The sequence below is a fragment of the uncultured Cyclobacterium sp. genome, from assembly GCF_963977555.1.
Classification (GTDB): domain Bacteria; phylum Bacteroidota; class Bacteroidia; order Cytophagales; family Cyclobacteriaceae; genus Cyclobacterium.
This window is the reverse complement of sequence record NZ_CAXBPD010000025.1, coordinates 12,907-26,489: the sequence shown is the minus strand read 5'-3', so window position 1 is coordinate 26,489 and position 13,583 is coordinate 12,907. Positions and strand designations below refer to the sequence as shown.

Annotated in this window: 9 protein-coding genes; 4 read left to right on the top strand and 5 right to left on the bottom strand. The window is 38.8% G+C overall.

Annotation, left to right across the window (positions count from 1 at the left end; genetic code table 11):
* Positions 1 to 11: 11 nt before the first annotated feature.
* Positions 12 to 938 carry a glyoxylate/hydroxypyruvate reductase A gene (locus tag AAC073_RS22510; protein ID WP_339926078.1) on the bottom strand — a complete coding sequence of 309 codons (927 nt, stop codon included), beginning with the start codon at positions 936 to 938 and terminating at the stop codon, positions 12 to 14.
* A 233-nt stretch (positions 939 to 1,171) separates the two neighbouring features.
* Between AAC073_RS22510 and AAC073_RS22505 the strand changes: the two genes are divergently transcribed.
* On the top strand, positions 1,172 to 2,020 hold the full coding sequence (locus AAC073_RS22505; protein ID WP_339926077.1) for a DUF2911 domain-containing protein: 849 nt from the start codon (positions 1,172 to 1,174) through the stop codon (positions 2,018 to 2,020).
* A gap of 227 nt (positions 2,021 to 2,247) precedes the next feature.
* Here AAC073_RS22505 and AAC073_RS22500 read toward each other — a convergent pair whose 3' ends face one another.
* Positions 2,248 to 3,972 (bottom strand): sodium:solute symporter, encoded by a 1,725-nt coding sequence (locus AAC073_RS22500; RefSeq protein WP_339926076.1) that lies wholly within the window; start codon positions 3,970 to 3,972, stop codon positions 2,248 to 2,250.
* A gap of 96 nt (positions 3,973 to 4,068) precedes the next feature.
* On the bottom strand, positions 4,069 to 6,561 hold the full coding sequence (locus AAC073_RS22495) for a PIG-L family deacetylase (RefSeq protein WP_339926075.1): 2,493 nt from the start codon (positions 6,559 to 6,561) through the stop codon (positions 4,069 to 4,071).
* A 159-nt stretch (positions 6,562 to 6,720) separates the two neighbouring features.
* Between AAC073_RS22495 and AAC073_RS22490 the strand changes: the two genes are divergently transcribed.
* A complete protein-coding gene (locus tag AAC073_RS22490; protein ID WP_339926074.1) occupies positions 6,721 to 7,665 on the top strand; it encodes a phytanoyl-CoA dioxygenase family protein in 945 nt (314 codons plus the stop codon).
* Between the two features lie 13 nt (positions 7,666 to 7,678).
* Here AAC073_RS22490 and AAC073_RS22485 read toward each other — a convergent pair whose 3' ends face one another.
* Positions 7,679 to 9,856: a DUF5916 domain-containing protein gene (locus tag AAC073_RS22485; RefSeq protein ID WP_339926073.1), complete on the bottom strand. Its 2,178-nt coding sequence runs from the start codon at positions 9,854 to 9,856 to the stop codon at positions 7,679 to 7,681.
* A gap of 174 nt (positions 9,857 to 10,030) precedes the next feature.
* Positions 10,031 to 11,224, bottom strand: coding sequence for a Gfo/Idh/MocA family oxidoreductase (locus tag AAC073_RS22480; protein WP_339926072.1), 1,194 nt, complete (start codon positions 11,222 to 11,224; stop codon positions 10,031 to 10,033).
* Positions 11,225 to 11,478: 254 nt separating this feature from the next.
* Between AAC073_RS22480 and AAC073_RS22475 the strand changes: the two genes are divergently transcribed.
* Positions 11,479 to 12,159 (top strand): hypothetical protein, encoded by a 681-nt coding sequence (locus tag AAC073_RS22475; protein ID WP_339926071.1) that lies wholly within the window; start codon positions 11,479 to 11,481, stop codon positions 12,157 to 12,159.
* Between the two features lie 114 nt (positions 12,160 to 12,273).
* On the top strand, positions 12,274 to 13,473 hold the full coding sequence (lhgO, locus tag AAC073_RS22470; protein ID WP_339926070.1) for an L-2-hydroxyglutarate oxidase: 1,200 nt from the start codon (positions 12,274 to 12,276) through the stop codon (positions 13,471 to 13,473).
* The last annotated feature ends 110 nt before the right edge of the window (positions 13,474 to 13,583 follow it).

Sequence of the window (13,583 nt, the reverse complement as noted above, 5' to 3'; positions counted from 1 at the left end):
GAACGTATAAATTAATATCCTTGATCTGTGCTGACCTCATTAAGTAAAGGCCTTTGGTTAATGAGATTCCTATAATTGGCGATAATTTGTGGTGCTGCTGCTTTATAATTGGTAATACTTGCAATATGTGGGGTGACCATTATTTCCTCCTGCTCCCAAAAAGGGTGATTCTCGCTCAAAGGTTCTTGGTGAAATACATCCAGCAAAGCTCCCGACACCTGACCTGAAGCAATGGCAGGAATCAAATCCGCTTCCACCAAGTGCTTTCCTCTAGCAACATTTATAAGAAAAGTACCCTGTTTAAACTTTTTAAACAAAGTAGCATTGAGAAACCCCTCGGTATTGGGTGTCAATGGCAACAAACAGACCACGATATTGACCTGATCCAAAAATTCTTGTAATTCATCGCCATAATAATAGGGATACCTAAAGTCCTTTTTTGGAGAATTGCCATAGCCATAACAAGGAAACCCCAGCGCATTTACCTTGTCTAATACATCACCCCCTAACTCTCCTACTCCCATTACACCTACTGAAATAGGTATTTCTGGTTGTGTCATGTCCCAGGTTTTAGACTTCTTATTTTCAAGATAGCGCTTAAATTGCCTGTGGTAATTTAAAATGCCCATCACCACATAATTGGTCATGGAAAAAGTAAGTCGGGGATCTATAATTCGGGTAATGGGTATGTTCTCAGGAATATAATCCGACATAATATGGTCCACTCCCGAACCCATAGAACAAATGAGTTTAAGATTAGGGAAATCCTTAAGTATATTTTTGGGGTGTTGCCACAGAACAACAACTTCCACAAGTGCATTGTCCTGAATATCAGGATAAATTTGGAAGTCAATGTCCGGGGCTAGCTCAAGAAAAATGCCTTTCCAGGCATTAAGTTCTTTTTCAGATTTATTTGGCGCAACAATTGCTAAAGCCATGAAGAGAATTTGTTGATTTTGGATAATTAAATTATGATAAATAGCCGCTAAAAATCCTTCAAAGAGTTTTAGACAAAAGACTACTTAAAGCAACATATTTGCCTACAATAATTTTATACTGACAAATTTCATATCTTTACAAATGGGTAAATTTATCGTTTAAAAGATTTTTTTACCCCAATGTAAGTATACTATACTCCTTGATGATTAACAACAATCTAATTATAAATTCCATGAAAACAAAGAACATTGTTTGCCTAATTGCACTTTTTGCATTTGTTCAGGTGAGTGTATTTGCACAAATTAAAATGCCTCAAGCGAGCCCAAATAGTCAAGTTTCTCAGCAGGTTGGCCTGACTATGATCCACCTGGAATATTCCAGACCGAGCATGAAAAACCGAAAGATTTTTGGAGAATTGGTGCCCTTTGGAAGTGTTTGGAGGACAGGAGCTAACAATCCTACAACCTTGGCATTTGATACGGATATAAAGGTAAATGGGCAATCATTGAAAGCTGGCAAATATGCCATTTATACTATTCCTGAAAAGCGATCCTGGACCATAATCTTCTCCAAAAATACAGCATTGTGGGGAGCCTTGGGATACGATGCGGCTGATGACGCACTTAGGTTAAATGTTCCAGTAATTAAGCTTAAAAAAGCTGTAGAGTCTATGGAAATTAATTTTTCGAACCTGACTGATTCAGGTGCTCAACTTAATATTTCCTGGGACAAAACATCCGTTGGATTCGGTATAGAAATGGAAGTTGATCGTGTGGTCATGGAGCAAATTAAGGAGTTGCTAATAGATCAGGAGAGCAATGATCCCGGTTTGCAATTTCAAGCGGCCAATTATTATTATAACCAAGGTAAAGACCTTAATTCAGCCATTGACTGGGTGTCAAAGTCCGTAGATGCTGACCCTAAGTATTATACCGTGCATCTGAAAGCTAAAATCCAAGCGGCTTTAGGTAATAAAAGTGAGGCAATTGCTACTGCACAAGTGTCAATGGAAATGGCAAAAGCAGAAGGAAATCCTGATTATGTAGCCCTTAATCAGCGATTGATTGATTCCCTCAAATAATATGAACTTGCCTTTCGTTTACCGATGCATTTACTACTTGAAGTAAAGCAATTAAAATAGTTCACCAAAACAAAAACCAGGGGGAATTGTTGCCGATTGTAGCAACATTACCCCCTGGTTTTTTATATGATAGCTAAAACTCCTAATCTATAATAAGCTTTGAGTTTTTCAAATTGACCTCTATCAGGTATTTCTCTTTTGTATTGAACCTGTGCTTAACCTACTCTTTATGAATTAATAAGTTTTTCTTGCTTTGGAATAAACAAGTTCAAAATAGCCGCAATCACCATAACCAACAAGCAGCCAATCGCATTGTACCATAAAAACCCTATATCAATGCTGAGGTTTCCTATCGTTTTCCCATTAAAATAATGAAGTGTAAGAATAAGTATTTCGGTAATGATGGCCCCAATAAATACAGCTCGCCCTCCTATCCATTTCATAAAAAAGGCTACCATAAATATCCCTAATATACTCCCATAAAATAGAGAGCCTAAAAGGTTGACGGCCTGAATAAGGTTTTCAAATAAGGTAGCATAAGTAGCAAACAGAATCGCAAATACACCCCAAAGTACTGTAAACCATTTAGATGATTTCATGTAATGATGGGAGCTTTTATCCTTATATATGGACCTTCTGTAAATGTCAATAGTTGTAGTAGAGGAAAGGGCATTCAACTCTGATGCAGTGGAGGACATGGCCGCACTAAATATCACCGCGAAAAGCAATCCAATTACTCCTTGAGGGAGGTAATCCATAACAAATCGCATAAAAACATAATCCGTATCTCTGGTTTCTGCCAATGGATCATTTTTTACAATCAAATCCTTGACCTTTTCCCGCACTTCTTCTTGCGCTTTAGAATGCCCACCAATGGCTTCCGTATATTGATCAACAGCTACCTGGTCCTCCTTTTCAATGGCTCCCAGTAAGCCATCGATACTCTTTCCTTTGCTTTCAAAGATACTCGTGTACTCTTTTTCCAAATCATTGAATTCGTGTACATATTCACTTTGCTTTAACTTATCTAATTGTATGGTATTAAAGAAAACGGGAGGTTGAAAGAATTGGTAAAACACAAATACCATCACCCCAATAAAAAGGATGATAAATTGCATAGGTACCTTTAAAAAGCCATTCATCATAAGCCCCATTCTACTCTCTTTTAGGGTCTTCCCACTCAAATACCGCTGTACCTGTGATTGATCTGTGCCAAAATAGGAAAGGAATAGGAATAAGGCTCCTGTAAATCCAGACCAAAAGTTATACCTATCAGACAAATCAAATTCAAAGTTGACAATATTTAGCTTTTCCATTTTACCTGCCACATGCAAGGCCTCCGTAAAACTTACCGGTATCATTTGAACAACGATAATTCCAGCCAAGACCATGCCTCCCATCATCACCGTCATCTGGTGCTTTTGGGTCACCGAAACAGCCTTCGTACCACCAGATACGGTATAAATTACCACAATAAAACCAATAAAAATATTGGTAAAAGTAAGGTTCCAGCCCAAAAGTGTAGACAATATAATGGAGGGGGCATAGATGGTAATACCTGCTGCTAATCCTCTCTGTACCAGAAATAGACTGGCGGTCAAAGTCCTTGTCTTTAGGTCAAATCTTTGTTCTAGAAATTCGTAGGCAGTATAGACTTTAAGTTTGTAATAAATGGGCAGGAAAAACATGCAAATAAATATCATGGCTACTGGCAAGCCAAAATAAAACTGAATAAACCGCATGCCGTCAGAATAAGCTTGCCCAGGCGTACTCAGGAAGGTAATGGCAGAGGCTTGCGTGGCCATTATTGACAAACCAATGGTAAGCCAATTCATGTCATTGCCACCACGGATATATTTGTCCATGTCCTTTGGCCCGTACGTTTTATAAATCCCATATCCAGCTATGAGCAACAGGGTTCCAAATAAAATAGTCCAATCAAGGTAACTCATGAAAAATGTTTAGTTAACCAATACAAAGCAGCAATTATAACTCCCAAAACCACTATTTGAAGCCAATACAAGCGGTTCCAGTTTTGAAATTCCTTACTATTCTTCATTACCTTGTTCAATTAAATTGACAAACAGTTTGATCGCTCCAGGTACACCTGCTGGCAGGAGTCTAAACCAGGAAATTCCTGAATAGGTATAAGTGCCTTCGCCAAAATCAGTAAGCAAAAGACTTCCTTTTGAAGCTATTTCGTCAGGATCTTGCATCAATAGCGGTGTTTGATAATGGTCATCCCAGCTACCGGGGAAATACAAACCTCGCTCCTGTACCCAACCTTCAAAGTCTATAGGACCAATCTTATTGGGACTATTAAGGACAGGATGATTTTTAAGCAAAATTTGAACTTGGGAATTTTCTACCGTCACCCGGTCTCTGGACAAGGTCATTGGATAAGGCCCAAACTCGTTGCTCAAAAGTGAAGCACTAGTATTGTATTGAACAATAAGGTTTCCCCCTGCTTTAACATACTGCATCAAAGCATCCCTATTTATGGCGAGCGCTTGATTCACATTAAAAGCCCTAATTCCTGAAATGATCGTTTTGTATTTTGATAAATCTGATCCCAACTGAATGTCATCAATTATTTCAACAGCATATCCTAAATTCCTGAGAATTCCTGGAACATCATCTCCTGCACCCTGAATGTAACCTATGGTTTGATTGCTAACTTCCATGTTAAGCCTAATCAAATTAAAAGTGGCATCAGGGAAATAGCTAAGGTTAGGAATATGGGTGTATAGTATACGTTTGGTGTCTTTTTGAAATACCTCACCATTCGCAGTTTCAAAGTAAACTTTATGAGAAGATTTCTCTTCACCATTTATTTTCTTCAAACCTATATGATAATGAATAATCTTATTTTTCTCATCTATTGTTTTATCCTCTATTTTAAAATCTGAATCAGTTAATCCTTCAATATGTAATTGTCCCTCTTTTATGTCATTACCAAACTTTACAAATACGTCCAGGATTGCTGGTGTATTATTCAATAAAAAAACATTGTTTTGCACTACTTCTACAGCAATTTCAGGAACTATTTTAAATGGCTGAACAATCTCTCCGCTTACCCGATCATTGTAGCGGTATTGAAGAGGGATGGCTAATTCAAATTGTTCCCCTTTTAAAGTAAAGGATAAATTACCTTCAACGGTTGGCGCATTGTAAGGCTTGCCAATCATCTCTTGATCTGTAACTGTATACAGGTTTTCTTCAGGTTCATTCCTTAGCCAATAAGGTTGTGAATTTATATGATCCGATGGAATTTCAAAGGAAACATCTTTCTCAATTGCCTTATTATTGGCCAACTGCACTTCCAAGGGAAAGGTCTGGTCGAAAACACGGAAAGAATTTAAGTTTATTTGATTTTCAGTGACTTGATTGAGTATTATTTTTCCGCTTATACGCCCCGCAGGATAATTCAATTCCGTGTCAGATAGAAACAAGGCCTTCCAGCCAATTGCTTCCAATATCAATTGATTGATAAGTATTTGCTTGTCATTGACCCAGGGTAAATTCTCTTGAACTTTATTCAGTTCTTTTCTGATTTCGATTAACTGTCCGACATTATTGGCTGGTTCAACAAAATCAAAACTGTCAACCAAGGCCGCTATCTTCTGAGTGATGATCTCCCCATTAGCCAATTGTTTCCATCTTTCCTCTATGTTCTCAAAAGGTGATTTGGTATAAGACAATCCAGCTGTGAATTCGATAAAATCAGTTCCTTCTCCGATATCGGCAGTGGCGCCAAATCCTTGGGATTTGTGCATGGTTCGACTATCAGCAGCTATTTTTGAATAACTCATTCCCAATAATGGATTGAATTTACCTACTGGGAATTCATAAAATTGCTTATCCGGCTTGGGCTCATATTTGCCTCCCCAGGTATAAGCGTTCCAAAAGATCCTTTTGACTGACCATGGTTCTACTTTGTTCAATTGCTCAGGAAAAACGGATGGGTCGCCAGAAACTTTGAAGGCTTCTCCAGCAATTATAGCTGATGTGGTATGGTGACCATGGGTGATTCCAGGTGTGGTGTTGAATCTGGTAATGATGATATCAGGTTGGAATTTTCGAATTACCCAAACCACATCTGACAAAAGTTTTTCACGATCCCAATTATTTAAAGTTTCATCTGGATTTTTGCTGTAGCCAAAATCAATGGCTCTGGTAAAATACTGTCTACCTCCATCTGTCTCTCTGGCTTTCAATAATTCTTGGGTACGAATCATTCCGAGTTCAATACCCAGCTCCTTTCCAATTAGGTTTTGACCACCATCTCCTCTAGTAAGGGAGAGGTAGCCCACTTCAGCCATTTCCTCATTGCCCAGGTAAGCAATCAACCTCGTATTTTCATCATCTGGATGAGCTGCTACATACAGGATCCTTTTGGTTTCTTTAAGCTTTAAAAGGCCGTGGTATATGGAAGCACTACTCTGTGCTTTTAAAGTACTGTTTGAAAAAATACTGAGTAAGAGGAATAAGCAAATGCCTATGGGTTGTTGATAGGCTAGCTTCGTGGGTTTAGGTATCATAGTTAAAAGTAAGCATTGCGTTAGTCAACCTAAAACTAAATTATATTAATGGAAATATAGGCAGATCAGGCTAAGAAATTTGGAAACTCCCATTGCGATATTGTGGAATAAGGTTAAAAATGCTATCTTATTAAAAGGTTTGTAAAGCAATAAATCACTATGACCAAAAATAAAAACATCAAAGCGATACCAGGCAATCCTTCTACTGCTTATTCAAGCAAACATCATTTAAACGATAGGTCCAATGGCTTGCCATTAAAAGTATTAACAGAATCAGACTGGGACTTCTGGGTACAAAATGGTTATGTGATCCTTCGGCAAGCCGTACCAAAAAACCTGACAGCGAAGGTCTCTAAAATGCTATGGGAATTTGAAGAGAAAGATCCCGCCGACATTTCCACCTGGTATGCCAAGGAATCCAAAGAAATGGAAATGAAAGAGCTAACCAACAGTGGAATGGTAGAAGTTTACAATCACCAATATTTATGGGATGTACGGCAGTATCCGAGAGTCCATGAAGCATTTTCAGACATCTGGGGCATGGAAAACCTGTGGGTAACCATAGACCGAGCCAATCTAAACCTGCCTTCCAGACCTGGATTTGAGTTCAAGGGATTTATCCATTGGGATTACGATCCTGAAACCAATCCTCAAAACGTTCAAGGCCTTGTGGCTTTAAACGATCAGGATGATACAACTGTAGGTGGCTTTCAATGTATACCTGAGCTTTACCGGACTTACGAAAGCTGGAAAAAAGACCAACCGAAAGATCGAGATCATTTTAAACCTGACACAAGTGGGTTTGAGCTCACAAAAGTAAAGCTAATGGAAGGGGACTTATTGATCTTCAACAGCAAACTTCCCCATGGTATCCGGCCAAACCTCAGTGAAAATAAAGTAAGAATGGCACAATACATATCAATGATGCCTGCAGAAGAGGACAATGAAGAGATGAGGGACTGGAGAATTTCTTCCTGGAAAAATAGCATTTCTCCTGAAGGCTATGCTTTTCCTGGAGACCCCAGAAATTGGGAACAAATCAAGTACCCAAAAGCGGAACTCAGCCCTTTAGGTAAAAAGCTATTGGGAGTTACTCCCTGGTAACTCCCAATAGCTTTTATAAAGACCACCAATAAGTGAATTTCAATGCCAGCGTCCTATTTTTAACATAGAATGGCGCAGGTATATAATTGTCGGTATATACCAGGTAAAGGTCCGATGCAGGTTTAAATCTCCATTGGAACCTAGTATTAAGGTTAATATTATTTATTTGTTCATTGTACTGACCAAAAGCGGTAAAGAACAAGGTATTGGTAAAGGTCACATCGACCCTTGGGCCTACTAACCAGAATTTGGTATTGCCCCAAGGTTCAGGCAAATCTATTTTATTGTAATTACCTGTAATAGAAAGGCCTACATAAGGTTGAAAACGATACCCTAGCTGACCTGCTATATTGAAACGTTCACCATCAGCAAAGTAGCCTCCATATTGAGAGGTTAAGGTATAAGTGAAAAGGCTTTGTGGCTTTGAAATGTATTCCATTCCAAAAGAATTCCACTGGTGTTCCGTATAGGCATCCAGTGTAAATTGACTGTAATTGGTAGGATCAAAAGGCCGCTGCAATACGATGTTGTTATAGGCGTATTTTGCGGTCAAAATACTTTGGCTCCTAAACCTAATGCCATAAGAAAGTTCAGTAATATTGTCTGTTTGTTCCATTTCCATGTCATAAAACAGGGATGTATTAATCGTTGGCCCATGGTGAAGTATCAACTTGCTTTTAGGGAAAAACAGATAGGAAGCATTCGGGTTGATTCTGTAATAACCATTTCTAGGGACGTACCCTACCTCTGCAAGGTAATTTGGCGCCACGTACTCATGTTTCCATTCCCAAATCAAATTTCCACCCAGGTACCTGATATTCGCAGCATGTACCGCACTTTCATTTGATTTTAAGGGACTAAAGGATTTAAGGAAAAAAGCCTTTCCGGCCCACTTGCCATTGGAAGATGCAAGATTGTATTCTAAACCTGCATTTCTATTATAGCTGGCGATGGGATCACCAGGATTGTCACCGCCTGTAGGTAATGCTCCTATATTGGTGCGATTTACAAAAATAGCCCCAATATTTGACCTTTGCCCTATCCTTCTCTGACCTGCCAAAACAGAGTAATTTTGGCCCGGAGTATTCGTTTCACCGACTTCCCCAGTCTGCATGTTCATGGCTCCAATACGCCAGTCCTTATTGATTTTACCACTAAGTCGCGCGCCAAACTGAATGGGTGCATTCAGGCCAATTCGCCTTGAAAAGAAAGGACGGATCGTTTCATAACCAAAACTAGAGAACAAATCTCCATTTTCCAGGAAAAACTGTCGGCGTTCAGGATAAAACAATTCAAAGCGATCAAGATTGGTAATTTGTTGATCTACTTCCACCTGTGAGAAGTCTGGATTGACTGTCAAATCAAGGTTTAAAGAAGAACTGATTGCTATTTTAGCGTCTACCCCTACTCTATTCTGATAATCTGACGGCAATTCTCTGACATTGTCTTTTACCATGCCGCCCATTACATAAGGAATAACAGAAACATTCATGCCTGGTTCTGGGGGCGCTTCATCCCAAACCAATATGCCTGTATAGGCAAGAGAAGCAGAAGGAAACTGACGAGGAACGGGTGCCCAAGAAGATTTCTCAGTTGACCTTAGGTCATTTCGACTGAAATTGATCCCCCACTCCTTGATACCTTTTTTATACCTTATAGATTTAAAAGGAATAGAGGCTTCAAAAATCCATTTATCAGCGTAATTTTGGACTTTAGAAACCCATTTATTGTCCCAGCTTAAATCTATACTACCTCCTCCATACATGATTCCATCCCACTGTGCACCTGCGGCGTTGGCTCCAAAAGAAAAACCATTGGTCTGATCATCAAAGGTATCCATGAAAAGTAAGAAGTTGTCATTTTTACCAAATGAGAAATCACGACGCAAAGATTCTACATAATAGGGATCATTTTCTCCATGGTAGTTGATCACCAAAAGGTAAATTCGATCCTCATCATAGGTCATCATTACATCTGTCTTCACCTCTGCATAACTGGTATCCATAGGGAGAATCATGTAAAAATCTTTGGCTACTTCGGCATCTGCCCAAGCCTGCTCGTCTACTACACCATCTATCAAGACAGGAGAACTTGCTCTTTTTATATTTAACCTGTAAGCATCATTGATTTTTTGCGCCATTCCAGGAATGGCAAAAAGGATAACTAATAATAAAATAAAACTTTTCCGCATGATAAATTTCCCTTGCCGCCAAAATTATATGAGGGGCATTTGACCAGTAATAAATAAAATATTTAATATAAAGCGCAATAATAACCTAAATAATACAAAAACTAGGCTTTGCAGGCTGTGTTTTTTTAAATTACACCTGATATTATACTGATAGCGAAATGGGCATATAAATGGTTAAGCTTTAGAGGTCTTTTGAATTACTTTCCCTGTTTCTTTGTGTTTTAGGATAAGCTTCTCATCTCCATTAGTTAGCGTTTCTTTTTTGATCAGAAAATATTCATCATCATAATTAGTATAACTTTTTCTCCCTTCTTGATTGGCATCTCCTCTCCAGTCCGCTATAATTATAGGTTCCCAAAGTTTACTTTTGGCTGACAAAAATGCTGCATCTAAAATGGCATTGACAATGTACCCATCATAAAAAGTTTCCCTGGGAACTGTCCCTTTCTCAATGGCTTCAAACATGTCTGTAAACATGTGTGGATAACCAAGTTCATGTGCTTCATCTCCTACAGGAAACAGCCATCCTGAATCTGATTCCGCCTTTTCAGCAATGTACTTCGCTCCTTTTCCTGTTGTGAACATATCAAAACCTGTTCGCAGGAAACTATTCAACCAAATCGTTCCTTCTGTTCCCATCACTTCATCCCTTAAATCCATCCCACCTCTGAAAGTCCAACTTACTTCAAACTGACCAATGGCTCCATTTTCATACTTTACCAAGCCAATGGCATGGTCTTCAGCAGCTATAGGATGCACTTGGGTATCTGCCCAACACATCACTTCCACAGGACGGACTGATTTACCAATAAAATTCCTTCCTATTTCGACACAATGACATCCAAGGTCTATAATAGCTCCGCCTCCTGATTGTTCCTTGTCCCAAAACCAATCACTATGAGGGCCAGGATGGGCTTCTCTCGATTTGGTCCACAATATTTTACCTAGGCTTCCCGCATTCACACTTTCTACGGACTTTAAAAACTTAGGTGTATAACAAAGGTCTTCCAAATAGCCCGCAAAAACACCTGCTTCTTCAACAGCATCAAGCATCCTTTTAGCTTCTTTGGCCGTTCTACCAAGCGGTTTGGTACATAACACTGCTTTACCCGCTGCCACACAAGCCATTACAGCTCCTTCATGCAAGTGATTAGGCAAAGAAATAATTACGATATCTATCTTATCGTTGTTGATGATTTCTTCCATAGATGAACCATAAGTGTCCAACCCATAGTCCTTGGCAAATCTTTTGGCATTATCCTCATTTCTGGAATAAACACTAATTATTCTATCCAACCTTCTCTGGGCATGGAGTGTATCGGCATAAAAACGGGCAATAAATCCCGAACCAAGCATGGCAATATTCATAGGTATCTATTTTGGGTTATATCACTAAAAAGTGATAATGTAAGTATTCAACAGCTTATACAGCGGCAAACCAATTGTATATTTACGGTAAATTACTAAAAGAACAAAAATCGGTGCATAAAATCAACCCAGTATGTAATCTTTATGTCTAAATTTGAAAGGAATTTCGAGGTTAAACCAATAGTAAGTTGCTCCTTTTATCCCGAATGAATGCGCAAGCATAATAGCTTAAAAAACGTTTTCTATTTTAATTGATGATTATAAATAACATTGAGAAATTTTTAGACTGGATTTTAGCAAGAAAGCTAAACCTGACCTATGATATTCCGAGGCATAAACTTCGCATTTATGATGGGGAAGAAATAATTGGAGACTTGTGGCTACCTTTTACCCTGTCCTTTAATACCGAGACGAATAGGGTCACCAAAGTTGAAAAGAACTGGGTTGTATTCCTGATTAGGTCTGGAACTGCTGCATTAGGCTATTTTGAAGAAGGTACGAATACAGAGCATAAGGTCATTAGGGCTTATATGGTTAGAAAGAAGCAGGGTAAAAGTCAAATTAAATATTTGAAAACCAAAGGAAAATCAAGGGCTGGTTCAAGAGTAAGACTAGAAGCTTCAGAAAAGTTTTTCAATGATATTAATGAAAAACTTTCAAGTTACCTCGACAAATACCCTGTAGATTATATCGCCTATTCTTGCTCCAAAACGCTATGGCCCTACTTGTTTACAGAAGAAGGTAAACTAAAAAAAGACGATCCCAGGTTGTTTAAAGTACCGGCTCATATACAAGAGCCTGGTTATGAAAAATTGCTGGAGATCAATGATTTACTACAAAGTCCGAATTTAATCATTGCAGAGAAAAATCCCGATTATTTTTCAGCATACAAGGACAAAGAACATCAAGCTCCCGAAGAAGATGACAATTGGTAGTTGTCTATAACCCCCCTAAAAGCAATCGCTACGCATTTAAGAAAAGTAAAATAAAAGCTTCAGAAAAGATATATCAATCTACTGTGTATATTTGTTCTCTAAGAAAATAGAATTATGCTTTACGATATTACAATTATTGGCGGCGGAATCGTTGGATTGGCCACAGGCTTAAAAATTAAAGAGCAAAGACCTGAATTGAAAGTGGTTATTTTGGAGAAAGAACCAGAGGTAGCAAGCCACCAAACAGGTAACAACAGTGGGGTGATCCATTCGGGATTGTACTATGCTCCTGGAAGTCTAAAAGCCAAAAATTGTATTGATGGATACCATCAATTGATTCGATTCTGTGAAGAAAATGACTTGCCATTTGAAATTACAGGTAAGGTTGTCGTTGCCACCAAAGAGGATCAATTGCCACAGTTGAACCGCCTGCTTGAAAGAGGTTTGCAAAATGGACTTGAAGGCGTTCGTTCTATCTCGATGGAAGAACTTAAAGAGCTTGAACCACACTGTAATGGAGTGGGTGCTTTGCACGTTCCTCAAACAGGAATAGTGGATTATAAGCGAGTGGCCATGGCCTACGAAAAAAACTTTGCAGCCTTAGGAGGGGTTGTTTTATTTAATCATAAAGTACTGGATATTAAAGACATAAATAGCATCATCACCATTAATACTTCAAGTACTGAAATCTCTACTAAAGTGGTTATTAATTGCGCAGGACTCTATGTAGATAAGGTAGCGGGAATGCTTGAAAAAGATCCTCTTCCCATTCGAATCATTCCATTTAGGGGAGAGTATTATAAGATCAAAAAGGACCGAGAGTACTTGGTAAAGAACTTGATTTATCCTGTGCCGGACCCCAATTTCCCTTTCCTAGGCGTTCATTTTACTAGGATGCAAAAAGGGGGTGTGGAAGCTGGACCTAATGCGGTATTGGCCTTCAAAAAAGAAGGGTATAAAAAAACCGACTTTGACCTAAGAGAATTTTTGGATGCTGTTACCTGGCCAGGCTTACAAAAAGTAGCCGGTAAATATTGGAAAACTGGTTTAGGAGAATACAAAAGGTCATTTTCTAAGGCGGCATTTACGAAAGCATTACAAGAATTGATTCCCGAAATTTTGCCTTCTGACCTTGTATCAGGTGGAGCTGGTGTTCGCGCCCAGGCTTGTGATAGGGAAGGTGGATTATTGGATGATTTTGCTATTCAGGAAACTGCTAAAGCTGTTCATGTAATCAATGCTCCCTCTCCTGCAGCTACCAGTGCACTGTCCATAGCAGATAAAATTAGTGAACTTGCATTGCAAAAAGTTTAAAATTTTAATGCGCCTATTGATATGTAATTAAGCAAGCGCCAATCGAGTATATACTATTGGATAAAAAAACGTTGGAACTTTGTGTCATTCTTTCTAATGAAGGATGAACT